The following is a 17,399-nucleotide window of genomic DNA, read 5'->3' as shown; positions in this document are numbered from 1 at the left end:
TTCATCCGTGAGGTTTATAGAAATAGGTTTTGCCTCATTCATTGTCCCTGAAGGGTTCCTATGCATGGGCTGTCCGATGTGGTTAGTTCGGCTTCGCGCTCGGCGATGTCCTGTGCCAGCTCGGGAGAGCGTCTGGCCCATTGCTCGGGCGGCAGGGGCTTGGACCACTCGATGGCTTCGGGGATGGTGAGGTCGGGAAGTACGGCGAGCTTTTTGCGGGCGATATGAGCGTAGGTGAGGATGTTGAAAATTAGGAAATGGACAAGGCCGGTTACAAATACCGCATACCCCCAGCCCTTTTCCTTACCCGCTTCGATAAACGAGCGAGCCACGGCTCCCCAGAAGCTTCCCTCCCAGTCTGGGCTGGGACTTGGCTCCGGCACAGAGCCAGGCCCCACTTCCATAAAGCTGCGGATGCATTCCCATTGAGCCATGGCCGAGGCACCGGGGCCGGGGTTGGTCATGAACACATAACCTTCCTTGTTCTCATGATAGGGCTCGTGTTCCTCGCCCTTGAGTGGCAGCCAGATGATCAGAGCACCGTTCTGCATGGCGCCGTAGGTGCCGAGATTGGTGACGCTGGGGGCGATGGCATGCACGCACTCCCAGGGCACGAACCAGGAGGTGCCGTCTGCCTCGGTGACGCAGACCTCGCGGCGCTGGCGATTGAAGCGCAGCGGCGGGCGCAGCGGCTTTTTCCAGTCGCGAATAAACAGATACCAGAGCGGGCCCATGATCATTAGACCGGGAACAGGGCCAATCAGATGAAACAACCAATCTATATTTCCTTGAATATTTTCGGGGGCACTCAAAGAAATACAAAGCGAGCTTATTAAAAAAACAAATGTCATTGCATGAAGTGTTATCCAGCCGGCACTCATGGCAAAGCTGCCTATATCCAGATAGATCTCATTCTTGCGCCAGATCAGATTGAGCAGGTCCTGGGCTGACTGGCCGGTGGGAATGGCCGGAGGGGCCAGATGCTGCTGTTTCCAAAGCAACCCCTGACGCGTTTCCATGGGCGGCTGGGTCATGTCGTCTTGTCCTTAAATGCTGCGGCCAGATTCATTGGCTTGGCTGGGATGCTGTCGCTAGGCAGTGCACCTTCGTTGGAGACGTGTTCGGTGATGTTGCTGCCGTCGATCAGGAAGCGCAGTCCCCACTTGCCACCGATCACGAGGTTGTCAGGATTCAGGGTACCGGCCAGCATGCCGGCGGGGGCGTAGTAGAGCACCCGCACTTGCCAGTGGCTACCCTGAGGCAGCAGGGGTACTGGACCGCTGAGTTTGAGCCCCATGCCTTGTTCGGCTGGTATCCAGTCGGCTTCGGCCTGGTTCAGCCAGTGGAGGGTAAAGTCTTCAGCCCGACCTGCCTGGTCGACCGCTGCCAGTGCCAGATGCAACTGGCTTTGTGGTGTTGCGCTGGGCAGGAGCAGGTGTAGGCGGCTGGTGCAGCTGTCGATAAGGATGTTGTTACCACTGTTGCCGATTTGGCGGCTGGACAGGGTGCTTTCCACGGCTATGCGTGGGCGAAGCAGTAGGCTCAGTAGAGCCTGCAGCTCGCGGTTCTGTCCTTCGGGGGTAGTGCCCCAGCGCGGCTCGTTGCCCCAACAGCATTCATCCAGGTAGTTCTGCAGTTCGGTGTCCTTGAACCAGTGGTTCCAGATAAAGTACGCCGCCTCGACCAGTAAAATCAGCCAACTGACTGGCACCATGCGCAGCACGAACCAGCTAATTGCCTTCTGGGTGGTCCAGCGATTGGTCAGGGCCATCCAGGTGGCGTAGCCACCCAAGCCAGCTTGGGTGCCGGTCAGGCCAAGCATGCCGCCATCGTGGGCGAGGCGGACCCAATGCTCGCTGCGCCAGTAGGCGCCATCACGCTGCATATCAAATGCAAGCTTGGCGAGTTCTGCCGCGCTGGCGAGAGCTGCTAATCCGCCGGTTAGCCCGCCAAATAGCGTGATGATGGGTGCCTTGAACGTAATTTTGAGCGGGGAAGAGCTACCTGATATTTCTAACTTGCCAGTAGAAGACCAGGCATTGCCAATTACCGCCGCTAAGGCCGCGCCTACTTTGAGCGTTTCTGCTGTCTGCTCTGCACCGCGTACGCCATCGTTCTGCCGATGGGCATCGCGCTGCAGCAGGTCGGCCAGGTTGAATAGGTGCAGTACCAAGGCTGCCAGGGGCAGTGCTCCGCCGTAGGTGTTCAGGCCCTTGAGACCGTTGGCCAAGGGGGTGAGGCCGCGTTGCAGCAGTTGTCCGCCCTGCTGGCCCCAGTCCCAGAGGGCCTGGCCCGCCGGTCCAGTCATGCGGAAACCAGCCTGGCCGGTTTCTATGATGAAGTTACCGGACAGCTTCATGCTCAGCATGTAAGCCTTGACTGACCAGGGGAAGCGCTGAATAGGATTGTTCGGTTTGACACCAGCCGGCACGGGTGCCAGATGCTCGCGGCTGAGCTCTAGAAAAGCCGCGCTCAGGCGGGATACGGCCAGGCCCCAGGTCTTGTCTTCTCCTCCCAGGCCGCTCAACCAGGCCAGTTTGCCAGCACCGACCAACTTGCCCACTAGCGCGCCAACAGCCTGCTGGTTTTCTGCCTCGAAGGCGCCGAGGAGGTCGTTGGCGCGGTCGGCGCTGTCGACGAAGTTCGCCAGTTCAGGGGAGAATCCAGCTGGTAGCAGGCTGAAGGGCTCGCTCGGGTTCGGCGCGCGCAGCAGGTCGGCGGCAATCCTCACCCCTTCTGGGGTGCTGCAAAGCTCGCTGAGGCTGTTGAGGCTCAGTTCGGCCAGCCAGTTGCAGTGATCCAGATTCAGGTAGTCGGCATACCACAGGCTCTTGGTCTGGCGGGCGAACAGGCTTTTGCTATCACTTAGCAGGTGGTCGCGACGGCTGGTCAGCCACTCGCGATGAGGTTCGGCGACGTTGTCGATCCAGATTTGCATCAGGTCCAGGCGCACGCGCTGGGCTACCTGGGCGCCACTCTTGCTGTCGGTCATGTTGCGGGCTTTTTCGGCCCGGTAGTGCATGACAACATCCTGCAGCTGCCCGTGCAGCTCGATAGGAATGAAGGTGCGGGTGGGGGCCAGCACCTGTTCTTCCCGGCGCTTGATGTCGTCAATACGAGCGTCGGCAGCAGGGTGACCAATGCGGTGGCGTTGGTGAACGTTGACCTCGGTTTCCTCGTCCAGCAGCGGTTTCAGTTCGCGCTGGGCCTGCAGGAGTGTCTCGCCTTCTTCGGGCGAGAGCAGGATGTCGCGCTCGCGATAGCGGTAGTTGATCTGGCCGGCCAGCTCGGCGCCGTCTTCCTTGATCAGGCTGTTGATAAAGCCTGCTATCAGTCCCTTGAAGGCGTTCTGTTGGTCCCATTCCTCCTCACGCTCGCTGGCCTTGGCCTGGGCGTGGTTGAGGTCGCGCAGCATGCCAGGGTCGTCGTCGAGGGCGGCGAACACAGTGTGCAGTTCGGCAGCCTGGGTTCTGGCTTTGCTCAGCCAGGCTTCGGCTGCGGTGACGCTCCACGCCTCGGCGCTCCAGTCTCCCGGCGGACGATCACGGTACTCAGGGTATTGGTGCGCTGCTTGAGCGAGCCCCCCGATCCAGTTGCAGGCGCTGATATGGGCGGACTGCAGTGCTTGTTGTGTTTCCAGGTCGGGCTCATTTGACATACGCCGGCCGAGCTCGTCCGTGGCTTTCTGGTATTCCTCGCCATTCTGGCCATAGTCGTAGGCCATGGCTTTTTGCCGGGCTTGTGGTGTCAGTTCGGCAATGACTTTGTCCGCTTCCGTCAGTGCGGGACAGTGATCGGACTCAAGGCGTCGTGCCACCTCGGTCAGGCCGATCCTCTGCATGCGGTGGCGTCGGATTCTGCTGTCAGCGAGGGTATCCATTGCCGCCTGAGAGAGCGGTGCTTCGCTGTGCATCAGCCAGGCATCATGGTTTTTATCGAGCGCCAGCCCTGCCAGTTCACCCTGCTGAAGTTTTAACACTTTTTGATCGAGCGCCTGCTCGACGAGCAGTCCGTCCTGAGCAACGGCGAAGCGTCTCAGTGGTCCGTCTCCGTGCCACAGATAGAGGTAGCCCTGACGCAGTTTGCGCAGTGCGGTTGGCTGGCTCTTGGTGCTGATTGGCGGACTCAGTGACGAGTGGGTTATGGCTTCTTCGCCGAGGGCATAGCGGGCCGGTACGATGAAAATTTCCGCCTGACGTGCAGGGCAGTTGCTCACTGCGCTTTTGGCATCAGCAGTGTTGCAGCTGGCTGGGCTTGGGGTATTAGGCATCGGGTTTCCTTTCCAACGTCGGGGCTCGGCCTTGAGCTATTTCTACTGCCTTGTGGAGTCGTTGCGAGGGCGTCTTGGTCGAGCGCTGCTCCAGTAGTTGGGCGATATCCGGGTGCGCTTCCAGGGCTTTTGAGCCGAGCAGTCCAAAGATCTTGGCGTAGAGAAAAATCTCTTCTTCGCTGCAGAAGCCTTTCGCGTAGACATCGTCCGCCAGGTTTTTCAGGTTGGTTCTGCGGTTGGCTCGATCCCAGCCTGAGCCGTATGCGGGGAATTGCGCCTGCATATATAGATCCAGTTTGCCTGTGACGTTGCGGAAGTTGACCTCGCCCAGTCGCGTCAGTTGCTCGTCGCTGAGTGTGTAGGGGGCGCTTTGAGACGTTTGCCGTCCTGGGGGCTGTCTATGTTTGTGCCATATCCCTTCCAGGGCATCCGGCATGACGGCAAGTTCGAAGGGGCCCATCAGAGGGGCAGTTGCTGCCTCGCTTGAGTCGGCCAGAAGCGCACGAAACACGGCAGGATCCGCCAGGCGCAGCAGCAGTTCCTCACCATGGGGAGCGTGCACCCGGCTAAGCCAGCGCATGTGCTGCACCTGCTCCTGCCATGTGGCGCGGCTAAAGAGCATGAAGCCGCATTCTTCCCCCGTATGGTCGAGGTAGTGACGCAGTAAGGGATCGCTACTGCCGCTCAGGCGAACCAGGCAAGGTGATAGGTCAAGCAGCGCTTCGTAGTCTGTACCCAGGTAGAGCGGTTCAAACTCGGGTTGTGGGTGCCATTCGTAGAGCTTGCGGGGCAGGTTGGGCAGGCTGACGCCGTCCAGAATCAGTACAGCCTGCATCGACCAAGGTAGATCAGTTGGTAAGGTCTCAAGCTTTTGCACGAGCCGCCTCCGACTGAGCCGCCATGCAGATGGCACACAGCGGTTTCTTCTGCATCAGCGCCTGGCGCTGTGCTTGGATCAGTAGCTCGCCGGCTTTATCGCTGTCCGCGGCCTTCACCTTGCCCGGCAATAGCGGCGCCGCTCCCGAGCCACTTCCAGGCCCGCCGCCGGAGTTGATCTTCACCACCGCGCCGCTGAGGGTGATGCCGCTGGCGTCTAGTTTGACGAAGCTTCCGCCTGCCTTGAAGGTGAGTTCGGCGCCGGCTTCGAGGACGACTTTCAGGCCGCTGGACAGGTGGATTTCGTTGCCGGCTTCGACGAACTGGCCGGTGCCGATCTTCACGTGCTGGTTGTTGGCCACAGTGAGGTGGTCGTTGGCGCGGATTTCCACCTTGCGGTCGGCGTGGGTGGTGCGGTGTTCCTCGGCTTTCAGTTCGGTGTAGCTGTTGGCTTCGACCGTGTCGTGGCGTTCGTGGCCGATGCGGATTCTCTGGTCGTTTTCGACGTTTTCGTCCCAGTCTTTCTGCGCGTGCAGGTAGATCTGTTCCTGACCCTTACGGTCTTCGATGCGCAGTTCGTTGTAGCCGCCGCCACCCGGCGAGCTGAGGGTTTTGAAGACTATGCGGGTCTTGTTCGCCGGCAGGTCGTAGGGCACCACGTGCTCGGCGTGGTACAGACAGCCGGTGAGCAGTGGCTGGTCGGGGTCGCCTTCGAGGAAGGTGATCAGCGCTTCCATGCCGACCCGCGGGATGGCGATGCCGCCGTAGCGGTCGCCGGCCCAGCTGCTGGAGACGCGCAGCCAGCAGCTGGTCTTGTCGTCGGCCTGGCCCTCGCGGTCCCAGTGGAACTGCACTTTTACCCGGCCATACTGATCGCAGTGGATTTCCTCGCCCTTGGGGCCGGTGACCACGGCGCTCTGGTTGCCGAGGATGCGTGGCTTGGGGTGGGTCAGCGGCGGGCGGTAGGGGATGTCCCAGGGGGTGGCGCTGAAGTGGTTGCGGTAACCCTGCTGGAAGGATTCGGTGTTGCCGGTCAAACCCTCACCCCCGGCCCCTCTCCCATGAATGGGAGAGGGGAGCGAGCCGCCGAGAAAGTCGGTGACCGACTCTTCCAGCACCTGCGGCTGCTTGCCCTCGTGATGGATTTCATTGAGCAGCCACAGCTGGTTCCAGTCGGCGCGCGGGTGGGCGGTCAGTTCGAGGAAGTGGCCGCTGAGCAGTAGGGGCTGATCACTCTGGCCTTCGGCCAGTTGGTAGTCGCTGCGGTGGCGTTCCAAGGCGCGTTGGGACAGGTGCTTGCCGCGGCTGCGGTCGGTGAAGCGGCCGGGGTAGTCGTAGTCTTCCAGGTCCGGTTTGGCATCACCTTTATGTGCCGCCTCCAGTTGCAGGCGTGGCTTCTCGAAGTCGTAGTCGCGGCGCGTGACGCGGCTGGTGCGGGTGGCCAGGCGCAGGCCGAAGCGCTTGATCAACGGGTCATCGGCGACCAGGCCGGAGTCCTGCTGGTAGGCCACCGGGGCCAGGCGCGGGAAGGCGGTCTGGTCGTCGGCGAAGATCAGCACATGGCCGTCCTGGCTGTGCTGGAAGTGGTAGTGGATGCCCTCTTCCTCGCACAGGCGCTGGATGAAGTGCAGGTCGCTCTCGTCGTACTGCACGCAGTAGTCGCGCTGGGGGTAGCTGGCGCCGAGCTGGAATTTGTAGGCGCCCTGCACGATGCCGTGCTCTTCCAGAATGCTGGCGATAATCTCGGCCACGCTGAGCTGCTGGAAGATGCGCTGGTTGGTACGGTGTGCCAGGTAGGCCAGTTGTGGGCGCAGCACCAACTGGTAGCGGGTCAAGCGCTTGCCGGATTCGCCACGGCCGGCCTGGTGGATGTAAGCGTGGATGCCATTGCCCTGGCTGGACAAGGCGAGAAAGGCGCGCTGATGCAGCAGGCCTTGGAGATCGAGGTCGGGCTGTTCGCTGACCAATTCCAGGGTGAAGACGAAGGGCTGGCTGAGGGCCTCGAAGCCCTTGAATTCGAGCACTTGCAGGTCGTGCGCGACGCCGTCGATGCTCAGGCTGAAATGGGTCTGATTGGCTGGGGCGAACATCCGTTGTTCCTTCTGCCGAAATGGCATCGGCCAGGAGACCTGGCCGATGCGGGTAGTGCGGTCTGCGTTCCTGCAGGCCTGTACATTGTCCGGGATGCGCCACGGGCGTGCCGTGACGCGGGGGGCAAAAATGCCCCTCTCCCTGGCTCAGGTTCAACCCGAGCGGAGCACTGCTTTAGGCGGAGATCGGCGAACGCCAGTCATCCGAGCCGGAAGTGCCGGACACTTCATGGGTCCAGACGATCTTGCGGTAGGTGAAGTAGACGTCTTCCAGGTGGGTGAAGTGGGCCATGCCCGGATCCTGGCAGTTCGGCATGCGCGACTGCACGTCGACGATCACCGCGTCTTCCAGTTCGATGGTGTAGTAGTGCTCCTGGGTGCCGGTGGCGGAGGTGCGGTACCACTCGATGCGGCACTTGTTCAGGCGCTCGCCGGAGGTCAGCGAGTTGAAGATCAGCGGCGAGGACTTGTCGAACACCTTGGTGATCATCAGCGGCTTGTGTACGCGCTGGCCGGTCGGTTGGCCGGACTGCGGGTCACGCGGGATGATGACCTGGTGGTTGAAGGCCTGTACCAGCACCTGGTCTTCATGACCTTCCTGGAAAATGTTGCCGACCGAATCCTCGGTGAAGGTGCCAGCGGTGATCAGACCTTGTTTGGTGCCTTCGAGGGTCATATACGCGGGTGTTGGCATGAGTGCGCTCCTTGCCTGGGTCATGGACCTATCTGGTCCGGGAGCCAAAGAGTTATCAAGAGCTGTGCCAGTATTTAAATTCTGTTTAAAAACAATAAGTTAAATTGTTTTAGAGAGGGCGCGAAAGACGCCTTGCCAAGCGCCGCACAAAAAGCTGCGCAACAGTTTGCGCAGGTCTGTGCAGAAAGCGGCGCAGTGGGCGCAGGGCCAGGCGGGGCAGGCGCTCTAGCGCAGTGAGCGGGTGCTGGCTGCGCGGCGCCTGTGCAAAAAGTGGCGCAGTCAGTCCTGCCAGAAACGCCCTTGCAGTTCCAGCAGGCTCTGCGCCTGTTCCGGGCCGTCGGTGCCGGCCGGGTAGGGGCGTGGATTCTGGTAGTACTCCAGCCAGCCCTTGAGGATCGGGTCGACCCAGGCCCAGGCTGCTTCCACTTCGTCGCGGCGCATGAACAGCGTCGAGTCGCCTTCGATCACATCCAGCAGCAGGCGCTCGTAGGCGTCCCAACGGCGTTTCTGCGGGAACACCTGGGCCAGGTTGAGATCCAGCTCCATGGGCGTCAGGCGCATGCCCTTGCCCGGCGTCTTGCCCATCAATTGCAGGCTGATGCGCTCCTCCGGTTGCAGGCGGATGACCAGGCGATTGGCCTGGCTGACCTCGAATAGGCGGTGCGGCACCGGCTTGAACTGGATGACGATCTCCGAGCTCTTCTTGGCCATGCGCTTGCCGGTGCGCAGGTAGAACGGCACGCCGGCCCAGCGCCAGTTGTCGACCTCGACCTGCAGGGCGACGAAGGTCTCGGTATCGCTGTCGTTATCGACCTGTTTCTCGAAGTAGTACGCCGGCACTTCCTGCCCGCCGATCTTGCCGGCGGCATAGGTGCCACGCACGGTCTTGTCCTGTACGTCGAGGCCGCTGATGGGCTTCAGCGCTTCGAGAATCTTCACCTTTTCGTTGCGCACCGCTTCGGCGTCGAAGCGCACCGGCGCCTCCATGGCCACCAGGCAGAGCAGCTGTAGCAGGTGGTTCTGCACCATGTCGCGCATGGCGCCGGCATGGTCGTAATAGGCGCCGCGGTTTTCCACGCCGAGGGTTTCGTTGACGCTGATCTGCACGTGGTCGATATGCCCGGCGCGCCAGATCGGCTCGAACAGGGCATTGGCGAAGCGCAGCGCCATCAGGTTCTGCACCGTCTCCTTGCCCAGGTAGTGGTCGATGCGAAACACCTGCGCTTCGCTGAACACCGCACCGATCGCCGCGTTGATCTCCTGGGCCGATTCCAGCGAATGGCCGATTGGCTTTTCTAGGACGATCCGCGTGTTGTCGCCGGCCAGGCGGGCGATGGCCAGGTTCTCGGCAATCGGTTCAAACAGATTGGGTGCGGTGGCCAGGTAATAGATGCGCCCGCGCTGGCAGGTACCGGCGTCGAGGAACTTGGCCAGGCGGCCGAATTCGGCGCTCTGCGAGGCATCCATGGCGAAGTAATCGAGGCGCGCGGCGAAGCTGGCCCAGGTGTCGTTGTCGAAGTCGTGGCGCGCCACCTGGGCGCGGCAGCGGCGTTCGGCCAGGGCCTGGTAGGCGCTGCGCGTGAGCACATTGCGCGCCACCGCAAGGATGCGCATGTCCGGGGCCAGGCGGCCGTCGCGGTGCAGGTGGTAGAGCGCCGGCAGCAGCTTGTGCAGGGCCAGGTCGCCAGTGCCGCCAAAAACCAGCATGTCGCAGGGGGTGTTCAACAGGATGACTCCGGGTTTGCCTGTGCGGTACAAGCGTTCATGTAGTATAACTACAAGGCCACTACAGCCTGATCATAACCGAGTCCCGCCCGTGAATCTGTTGCAGCACATTGCCCAGTCCCGCCATCTGCTTCGCAAGTCCGAACTCAAGGTCGCCGACTACGTCCTGCAGGACCCCTCGGCGGTGATGCACAGCTCCATGGCCGACCTGGCCCACGAGGTCGGCATCAGCGAGCCAACCATCGTACGCTTCTGCCGTGCCATTGGTTGCACCGGTTTCCAGGACCTCAAGCTGCGCCTGGCGCAGAGCCTGGCGGCGGGGGCCAGCTTCGGCCAGTTCGCGATCCAGGAGGATGACTCGGTCACCGAGTTCAGCCTGAAGATCTTCGACACCACCCTGCATACCCTGATGGAAGTGCGCGAGCGCCTCGACACCCAGGCCCTGCAGAAGGCGATCAACGCCATCGCCAATGCCAAGCGCATCGAGTTCTACGGTTTTGGCGCTTCCGGCGCCGTGGCGGCGGATGCCCAGCACAAGTTCTTCCGTCTGCTACTGACGGCTGCCGCGTATTCGGACCCGCACATGCAGGCGATGAGCGCAGTGACCCTCAAGCCTAGCGATGTGGCCATCTGTATTTCCCAGTCCGGGCGCTCCAAAGACCTGCTGATCACCGCCAACCTGGTGCGCGAGTCCGGCGCCACGCTGATCACCCTGTGCCCAGGGCAAACGCCGCTGGCCGACCTGGCCGACGTCAACCTGGCCATCGACGTGCAGGAAGACACCGAAATCTACACCCCGCTGACCTCGCGCATCGCCCACCTGGTGGTGATCGATGTGCTGGCCATGGGCGTGGCCATGGCCCGTGGCCCGGACCTGGTCAATCACCTGAAGAGCGTCAAGCGCAGCCTGCGCAGCTTGCGGTTGTCGCCCAAGTCGGTGCGTGCCGCCGAGGATTGAGGCGCACTTGGTGGAAAACGCTGCACGGTTTTCCACCATACGTAGGCTCCGAGCATTTGTAGATACTGTTATTCCGCACAAGCTTTTGTAGGAGCCAGCTTGCTGGCGATCAGCGGGACGCTGTCTGCCTATCGCCAGCAAGCTGGCTCCTACAGGATCAGGCCTCAGGCTTCACCCGATCTTCACCATCCTGTCGGCAAACCGTCATGGCTCCCCCGCATGCTGATGCTCTCCGCATCCGCACTGGAGTCGTGCCATGTCCCGCCATCACGCTGACCAGCAACATTCCGCCAGCCGCACCCGTCGCCAGCAGGAAGACCTGCGCCGCATGCAGTTTCGCCGGGCGATCGAGGATTATTCGGAGCAGCGCCGCCTCAGCCAGGAGGTCGCCGATTTTCCCGAGCTGATCGCCGCCAACTACCTGACTACGCTGCAGTCGGCGCAGCCGCGAAGCGCTCGCCCAGGGCGCTGATCTGCAGGCGCTCGACGCGGATAAAGTCGAGAAACGCCTGCGCCACCGGTGACAGGCGTTTGCCACGGTTGTGCACCACACACCAGCTGCGCAGCAGCGGCAATTCTTCCACTGGCAGCTCGCGCAATAGGCCGGCGGCCAGTTCCAGGCGCACCGCGTGACGCGGCAGCAGGGCCAGGCCGAGGCCGGCGATCACCGCTTCCACCTGGGATTCGCTGGAGCCGATCTCGATCAACTGGGCGAAGTGCGCGCGCTTCTGGTGGCAGTATTCCTCGCAGGCTTTGCGCGTGCCCGAGCCAGGCTCGCGCACCAGCAGGGGGAACTCACTGAGATCGCTCAGGCGCAGGCGCTCCACTGAACACAGGGGATGCGTCGGCGGCGCCACGGCAACGATCGGGTTGTTGAAGAACGGAAAGAAATCCAGCGCCAGCTCGCTGGGTACCTGCGACATGATCAGCAGGTCGTCGCGGCTCGCCGACAGGCGTCTGACCGCCATGGCATGGTTGACCACCACCAGCTGCAGGCTGACTTCCGGGTGCTGGGCGCGGAAGGCGGCGAACAGGTGCGGCACCAGGTACTTGGCGCTGGACTCGACCGCCAGGCTGAGCTGGCCCTGCAGCGAGCCCTGCAGGTCGGAGAGCTGCATGTCGAGGCTCTCCAGGCGGCCGAAGACGTCTTCGCTGGCTTTCAGCAGCGCCTCGGCGGCCGGCGTCAGGTAGAGCTTTTTGGCCACGTAGTCGAACAGCGGCTGGTCGATCAGCTCTTCCAGTTGGCGAATCTGCAGGCTCACGGCCGGCTGGGTGAGGGCCATTTCCTCGGCTGCGCGGCTGTAGGAACGGCTTTCGCAAACTGCCCGAAAAATCTGCAGCTGTCGAAATGTCATGCGCATCAGCGACTTACGCATTGCTGTGGTTCGCCAGAAAGGTTGATGCGTTCAACTATAAGTCTTTGCTAATGACTAACCCAACAAATATTGATTTTGGTTAATCGGCGTGCCGGCGTAGGGTAAAGCCAAGACCGCTACAAGGCGTACGGTCACCCGTCGACCGCTCTGCAGCGGCCGTTTGCTCACGTGATCGAGGAACCAGGCTCGTGATCAAGAAAATCCTCATAGCCAACCGTGGCGAGATTGCCGTCCGTATCGTGCGCGCCTGCGCCGAGATGGGCATCCGCTCGGTGGCGGTCTACTCCGAAGCGGATCGCATGGCGCTGCACGTCAAGCGCGCCGACGAAGCCCACAGCATCGGTGACGACCCGCTGGCCGGCTACCTCAACCCGCGCAAGCTGGTGAACCTGGCGGTGGAGACCGGCTGCGACGCCCTCCATCCGGGCTACGGCTTCCTTTCCGAGAACGCCGAGCTGGCCGATATCTGTGCCGAACGCGGGATCAAGTTCATCGGTCCGTCTGCCGAAGTGATCCGCCGCATGGGTGACAAGACCGAGGCACGGCGCAGCATGATCGCCGCCGGCGTGCCCTGCACGCCCGGTACCGAGGGCAACGTGGCGGATATCGACGAAGCCCTGCGCGAAGGCGACCGCATTGGCTACCCGGTGATGCTCAAGGCCACCAACGGTGGCGGCGGGCGTGGTATCCGTCGCTGCAACAGCCGTGAGGAGCTGGAACAGGCCTACCCACGGGTGATCTCCGAGGCGACCAAGGCGTTCGGCCGCGCCGAAGTCTTTCTGGAAAAATGCATCGTTAACCCCAAGCACATCGAGGCGCAGATCCTCGCCGACAGCTTCGGCAACACTGTGCACCTGTACGAACGCGACTGCTCGATCCAGCGGCGCAACCAGAAGCTGATCGAGATCGCCCCCAGCCCGCAGCTGACCCCCGAGCAGCGCGCCTATATCGGCGACCTGGCCGTGCGCGCGGCCAAGGCAGTGGGCTACGAGAACGCCGGTACCGTGGAGTTCCTGCTCGCCGAGGGCGAGGTGTACTTCATGGAGATGAACACCCGGGTGCAGGTGGAACACACCATCACCGAGGAAATCACCGGCATCGACATCGTCCGCGAGCAGATCCGCATCGCCTCGGGCCTGGAGCTGTCGATCAAGCAGGAAGACATCCAGTACCGCGGCTTCGCCCTGCAGTTCCGCATCAACGCCGAAGACCCGAAGAACAACTTCCTGCCCTCATTCGGCAAGATCACCCGCTACTACGCCCCCGGCGGCCCTGGCGTGCGCACCGATACGGCGATCTACACCGGCTACACCATTCCGCCGTACTACGACTCCATGTGCCTCAAGCTGATCGTCTGGGCACTGACCTGGGAAGAGGCAATGGACCGCGGCCTGCGCGCGCTGGACGACATGCGCCTGCAGGGGGTGAAGACCACCGCCGCCTACTACCAGGAAATCCTGCGCAACCCTGAGTTCCGCAGCGGCCAGTTCAACACCAGTTTCGTCGAAGCTCACCCGGAACTGACCAACTATTCGATCAAGCGCAAACCGGACGAGCTGGCCCTGGCCATCGCTGCCGCCATCGCCGCCCACGCCGGCCTGTGAGGAACTGAACCATGGCTAAGACCCCAGTTACTAAAAAGATCACCGTTACCGACACCATCCTGCGCGACGCCCACCAGTCGATCATCGCCACCCGGATGCGCACCGAAGACATGCTGCCGATCTGCGACAAGCTCGACAAAGTCGGCTACTGGTCGCTGGAAGTCTGGGGCGGCGCGACCTTCGACGCCTGCGTGCGCTTCCTCAAGGAAGACCCCTGGGAGCGCCTGCGCAAGCTCAAGGCCGCGCTGCCCAACACCCGCCTGCAGATGCTCCTGCGCGGGCAGAACCTGCTCGGTTACCGCCACTACAGCGACGACGTGGTGCGGGCCTTCGTGGCCAAGGCCGCGGTCAACGGCATCGACGTGTTCCGCATCTTCGACGCGATGAACGACGTGCGTAACCTGCGCGTCTCCATTGAGGCGGTGAAGGCCGCCGGCAAGCACGCCCAGGGCACCATCAGCTACACCACCAGCCCGGTGCACACGGTCGAGGCGTTCGTCGCCCAGGCCAAGGCCATGCAGGCGATGGGCATCGACTCCATCGCGATCAAGGACATGGCCGGGCTGCTCACCCCGTTCGCTACCGCCGAGCTGGTCAAGGCGCTGAAGGCCGCAGTCGACCTGCCGGTATTCATCCATAGCCACGACACCGCCGGCATGGGCTCGATGTGTCAGCTCAAGGCGATTGAAGCCGGTGCCGACCATATCGACACCGCCATCTCCAGCTTCGCCTGGGGCACCAGCCATCCGGGCACCGAGTCGATGGTCGCCGCCCTGCGTGGCAGCGAATACGATACCGGTCTGGACCTGTCGCTGATCCAGGAGATCGGCATGTACTTCCACGCCGTGCGCAAGAAGTACCACCAGTTCGAAAGCGAGTTCACCGCCGTGGACACCCGCGTGCAGGTCAACCAGGTGCCGGGCGGGATGATGTCCAACTTGGCCAACCAGCTGAAAGAACAGGGCGCACTTAACCGCATCAACGAAGTGTTCGCCGAGATCCCGCGAGTGCGCGAAGACCTCGGCTTCCCGCCGCTGGTGACGCCGACCTCGCAGATCGTCGGCACCCAGGCGGTGTTCAACGTGCTGGCCGGCGAGCGCTACAAGACCATCACCAACGAGGTGAAGCTCTACCTGCAGGGGCGTTACGGCCTGGCGCCGGGCAAGATCAACGAGCAACTGCGCAAGCAGGCGATCGGCAGCGAGGACGTCATTGATGTGCGCCCCGCCGACCTGATCCCGCCGGAGCTGGCCAAGCTGCGTGCCGAAGTCGGCGCCCTGGCCAAGTCCGAGGAAGACGTGCTGACCTATGCGATGTTCCCCGACATCGGCCGCAAGTTCCTCGAGGAGCGCGCTGCCGGCACCCTGACCCCGGAAGTGCTGCTGCCGATTCCGGAAGCCGGCGGTGTCGCGGCGGTGGGCGGCGAAGGCGTGCCGACCGAGTTCATCATCGATGTGCACGGCGAGAGCTACCGCGTCGACATCACCGGCGTCGGCGTGAAGGGCGACGGCAAGCGCCACTTCTACCTGTCGATCGACGGCATGCCCGAAGAGGTGGTGTTCGAGCCGCTCAACGACTTCGTCGGCGGTGGCGGCAGCAAGCGCAAGCAGGCCAGCGCGCCGGGCGATGTGTCCACCACCATGCCGGGCAATATCGTCGACGTGCTGGTTAAAGAGGGCGATCAGGTGAAAGCCGGCCAGGCCGTACTGATTACCGAGGCGATGAAGATGGAAACCGAAGTGCAGGCGCCGATCGCCGGTACGGTGAAAACCATCCACGTGGCCAAGGGGGATCGGGTTACCCCCGGTGAAGTGTTGGTAGAGATCGAAGGTTGAGTCCCAGGGGCGCGTAAGCGCCCCTTTTTTTGTCTGCAGAAAGGAGGTGTGAGGTGGATCCGGTGGTGCTGTTCTTCGTCTTCGGCCTGGTCGCCGGGCTTTTGAAGAGTGAGCTGAAGTTACCGGCGGCGTTGTACGAGACGCTGTCGATCATCCTGCTCCTGGCCATTGGTCTGCATGGCGGCGTGGAGTTGGCCGAACAGGCCAGCCTGCAGCTGTTGGGCCAGGCTGGGCTGGTACTGGGGCTGGGTGTCGGCTTGCCGTTGCTGGCCTTCGTCCTGTTGCGCGGGCTGCGCTTCGACCGGGTCAACGCGGCGGCGGTGGCGGCGCATTATGGTTCGGTGAGCGCGGGTACCTTCGCCGTGGTGGTGGCTTATCTGGTGTCGCGCGAGATCTACTTCGAGAGCTACATGCCGCTGTTCGTGGCGATCCTGGAGATTCCGGCGATTCTGGTCGGCATCGTGCTAGCCAAGGGCGTTAGCCGCGGCACCGACTGGAGAGAGCTGGGCCGCGAGATCTTCCTCGGCAAGAGCATCATGCTGCTGCTCGGCGGCCTGGTGATCGGTGCCATCGCCGGCAAAGAAGCGATCAAGCCGCTGGAGCCCCTGTACACCAGCATGTTCAAGCCAGTGCTGGCGTTCTTCCTGCTGGAGATGGGCCTGATCGCATCCGGCCAGCTGGGTGCGCTGAAGCAGTTCGGCCTGCGCCTGGCGACCTTCGCCCTGCTCATGCCGTTGCTCGGCGCGCTGATTGGCGCCTTGCTGGCGCGGGGCATGGACCTGAGCCTGGGCGGCACGGCGATGCTCGCCACCCTGGCCGCCTCGGCGTCCTATATCGCCGTGCCGGCCGCTCTGCGTCTGGCACTGCCCGAGGCCAATCCCTCGCTGTCACTGACGGCTTCGCTGGGCATTACCTTCCCGTTCAATATCCTGGTCGGCATACCGCTCTATCTGGCGCTGGCCGAACAGTTGATCGCCTGGGGGCTTTGAAATGAACGTACATACTCGCACCCTGCTCACCGTGATCGGCGAAGCGGCGCTGGAGAAGAAGTTGCTGGCCGACCTGGAAACGCTCGGCGCGCCGGGCTGGACCATTTCTGATGCGCGTGGCCGTGGCGGCCGCGGTGTGCGCAGCGCCGGTTGGGACACCGAAGGCAACATCCGCCTGGAGGTGATCTGTGCGCGCGAGCTGGCCGAGCGCATCGCCGAGCACCTGCAGCAGCGCTATTACGCCAACTACGCGATGGTCTGCTATCTGTCCGATGTGCAGGTGCTGCGCCCGGAGAAGTTCTAGCAGCCGTTGCAGGGCAATTCGCATGAGCAAGAAAAAGGGGAGCCTAGGCTCCCCTTTGTTCGTAGCGGGCAGACTCAGCGCCAGAATGGCTTGCTGATCTCGGCCTGGCGCTCATACAGGCTGATGCCGGCGTCGGCCAGCAGGCGTTCATCCAGGCGGGCCAGCTGGTGGCGGCTGATGATGCGGCGTTTCCACAGCAGCAGCGTGGCAATGATCTGCAGCGGCAGGTTGCCACGTACAGTCGAGGAGCTGTCTTGAAAGAGCGAGTCGGAACTGAGGGTACGTTCCATGGTGGTGCTTCCTTCCGCTTGTGGCGGGGTGAGAGTGTGTTCGTCTGGTAAGTATTTTCCTGACTAAATGGTCGATTTTGTAGGCACAGCTGGATTAAATTGCAGGGCTATTCGTTAGTCGGCTTGGTAACTGTTCCGGTCCTGTGTACGCAACTGTACTGGTCATAAGTGAAAAATCTGGGGCGCTGCCTTAATACAGGACTTTTATCTGTCGATGATGGGCCTTGCGATAGATTCATGCAGGTACAGTTTTTCCGCTGCCCAGTATTCATTCGATCTGTTATTGCCGGCTGACGTTGTGTTTTTACCCGGGCATGGGTGTGGCGTTTCGGCATAAGGTCGCGTCTTGTTCCATGCTTGTGCCCGTATGTTCAGCAAGGAAATCGTC

Annotated in this window: 14 protein-coding genes; 6 read left to right on the top strand and 8 right to left on the bottom strand. The window is 62.3% G+C overall.

Translation table 11 applies throughout. The features are described 5' to 3' along the window. Positions 1 to 38 precede the first annotated feature (38 nt). The 6 genes from H3H45_RS04515 to zwf all read right to left on the bottom strand — a co-directional run bounded on the left by H3H45_RS04515 (position 39) and on the right by zwf (position 9,637). The gene (locus tag H3H45_RS04515; protein WP_182832527.1) at positions 39 to 1,034 is read right to left on the bottom strand and encodes a hypothetical protein; all 996 of its coding nucleotides are present in this window, start codon (positions 1,032 to 1,034) and stop codon (positions 39 to 41) included. Further along, positions 1,031 to 4,270 (bottom strand): toxin VasX, encoded by a 3,240-nt coding sequence (locus tag H3H45_RS04510; protein WP_182832526.1) that lies wholly within the window; start codon positions 4,268 to 4,270, stop codon positions 1,031 to 1,033. The genes H3H45_RS04515 and H3H45_RS04510 overlap by 4 nt, the downstream gene beginning before the upstream one ends. Further along, the gene (locus H3H45_RS04505; protein ID WP_182832525.1) at positions 4,263 to 5,147 is read right to left on the bottom strand and encodes a DUF4123 domain-containing protein; all 885 of its coding nucleotides are present in this window, start codon (positions 5,145 to 5,147) and stop codon (positions 4,263 to 4,265) included. The genes H3H45_RS04510 and H3H45_RS04505 overlap by 8 nt, the downstream gene beginning before the upstream one ends. Continuing rightward, the gene (gene tssI, locus H3H45_RS04500; protein ID WP_182832524.1) at positions 5,134 to 7,236 is read right to left on the bottom strand and encodes a type VI secretion system Vgr family protein; all 2,103 of its coding nucleotides are present in this window, start codon (positions 7,234 to 7,236) and stop codon (positions 5,134 to 5,136) included. Before tssI ends, H3H45_RS04505 begins: the two co-directional genes overlap by 14 nt. 175 nt (positions 7,237 to 7,411) lie before the next feature. Next, complete coding sequence (locus tag H3H45_RS04495; protein WP_160077581.1) at positions 7,412 to 7,930, bottom strand: Hcp family type VI secretion system effector; 519 nt, start codon at positions 7,928 to 7,930, stop codon at positions 7,412 to 7,414. A gap of 279 nt (positions 7,931 to 8,209) precedes the next feature. Next, positions 8,210 to 9,637 (bottom strand): glucose-6-phosphate dehydrogenase, encoded by a 1,428-nt coding sequence (gene zwf, locus H3H45_RS04490; protein ID WP_220494187.1) that lies wholly within the window; start codon positions 9,635 to 9,637, stop codon positions 8,210 to 8,212. 109 nt (positions 9,638 to 9,746) lie between these two features. On the opposite strand from zwf, the gene hexR reads away from it, so the two are divergent. Both hexR and H3H45_RS04480 read left to right on the top strand, forming a co-directional pair. Beyond that, positions 9,747 to 10,613 (top strand): transcriptional regulator HexR, encoded by an 867-nt coding sequence (gene hexR / locus H3H45_RS04485; protein WP_182832522.1) that lies wholly within the window; start codon positions 9,747 to 9,749, stop codon positions 10,611 to 10,613. Positions 10,614 to 10,869: 256 nt separating this feature from the next. Further along, a complete protein-coding gene (locus tag H3H45_RS04480; RefSeq protein WP_182832521.1) occupies positions 10,870 to 11,085 on the top strand; it encodes a PA3496 family putative envelope integrity protein in 216 nt (71 codons plus the stop codon). Here H3H45_RS04480 and H3H45_RS04475 read toward each other — a convergent pair. Then, the gene (locus H3H45_RS04475; RefSeq protein ID WP_182832520.1) at positions 11,039 to 11,989 is read right to left on the bottom strand and encodes a LysR family transcriptional regulator; all 951 of its coding nucleotides are present in this window, start codon (positions 11,987 to 11,989) and stop codon (positions 11,039 to 11,041) included. The two genes, H3H45_RS04480 and H3H45_RS04475, sit on opposite strands and share 47 nt — an antisense overlap. A 188-nt stretch (positions 11,990 to 12,177) precedes the next feature. Between H3H45_RS04475 and H3H45_RS04470 the strand changes: the two genes are divergently transcribed. Genes H3H45_RS04470 through H3H45_RS04455 form a run of 4 tightly spaced genes read left to right on the top strand, consistent with a single transcriptional unit; the run spans position 12,178 to position 16,721 of the window. Beyond that, a complete protein-coding gene (locus H3H45_RS04470) occupies positions 12,178 to 13,593 on the top strand; it encodes an acetyl-CoA carboxylase biotin carboxylase subunit (protein WP_182832519.1) in 1,416 nt (471 codons plus the stop codon). An 11-nt stretch (positions 13,594 to 13,604) separates the two neighbouring features. Next, positions 13,605 to 15,428, top strand: coding sequence for a sodium-extruding oxaloacetate decarboxylase subunit alpha (gene oadA, locus H3H45_RS04465; RefSeq protein WP_182832518.1), 1,824 nt, complete (start codon positions 13,605 to 13,607; stop codon positions 15,426 to 15,428). Between the two features lie 53 nt (positions 15,429 to 15,481). Continuing rightward, positions 15,482 to 16,417 (top strand): sodium-dependent bicarbonate transport family permease, encoded by a 936-nt coding sequence (locus H3H45_RS04460; protein WP_182832517.1) that lies wholly within the window; start codon positions 15,482 to 15,484, stop codon positions 16,415 to 16,417. Position 16,418: 1 nt separating this feature from the next. Beyond that, positions 16,419 to 16,721, top strand: a complete 303-nt coding sequence (locus tag H3H45_RS04455) for a P-II family nitrogen regulator (RefSeq protein ID WP_182832516.1) — start codon at positions 16,419 to 16,421, stop codon at positions 16,719 to 16,721. Positions 16,722 to 16,795: 74 nt separating this feature from the next. Here the strand turns inward: H3H45_RS04455 and H3H45_RS04450 are convergent, their stop codons facing one another. Next, the gene (locus tag H3H45_RS04450; protein ID WP_182832515.1) at positions 16,796 to 17,011 is read right to left on the bottom strand and encodes a DUF1127 domain-containing protein; all 216 of its coding nucleotides are present in this window, start codon (positions 17,009 to 17,011) and stop codon (positions 16,796 to 16,798) included. Between the last annotated feature and the right edge of the window lie 388 nt (positions 17,012 to 17,399).

Source organism: Aquipseudomonas guryensis (assembly GCF_014164785.1).
In the GTDB taxonomy this organism is placed as follows: domain Bacteria; phylum Pseudomonadota; class Gammaproteobacteria; order Pseudomonadales; family Pseudomonadaceae; genus Aquipseudomonas; species Aquipseudomonas guryensis.
Note: the sequence above shows the minus strand (reverse complement) of the source record. Positions and strands in the feature narration are given on the sequence as shown.

Coding starts and splice junctions, on each gene's coding strand:
- H3H45_RS04515 (WP_182832527.1), bottom strand. CDS start 1,034: ATGACCCAGCCGCCCATGGAAACGCGTCAGGGGTTGCTTTGGAAACAG.
- H3H45_RS04510 (WP_182832526.1), bottom strand. CDS start 4,270: ATGCCTAATACCCCAAGCCCAGCCAGCTGCAACACTGCTGATGCCAAA.
- tssI (WP_182832524.1), bottom strand. CDS start 7,236: ATGTTCGCCCCAGCCAATCAGACCCATTTCAGCCTGAGCATCGACGGC.
- H3H45_RS04495 (WP_160077581.1), bottom strand. CDS start 7,930: ATGCCAACACCCGCGTATATGACCCTCGAAGGCACCAAACAAGGTCTG.
- zwf (WP_220494187.1), bottom strand. CDS start 9,637: ATGCTGGTTTTTGGCGGCACTGGCGACCTGGCCCTGCACAAGCTGCTG.
- H3H45_RS04480 (WP_182832521.1), top strand. CDS start 10,870: ATGTCCCGCCATCACGCTGACCAGCAACATTCCGCCAGCCGCACCCGT.
- H3H45_RS04475 (WP_182832520.1), bottom strand. CDS start 11,989: ATGCGTAAGTCGCTGATGCGCATGACATTTCGACAGCTGCAGATTTTT.
- oadA (WP_182832518.1), top strand. CDS start 13,605: ATGGCTAAGACCCCAGTTACTAAAAAGATCACCGTTACCGACACCATC.
- H3H45_RS04455 (WP_182832516.1), top strand. CDS start 16,419: ATGAACGTACATACTCGCACCCTGCTCACCGTGATCGGCGAAGCGGCG.
- H3H45_RS04450 (WP_182832515.1), bottom strand. CDS start 17,011: ATGGAACGTACCCTCAGTTCCGACTCGCTCTTTCAAGACAGCTCCTCG.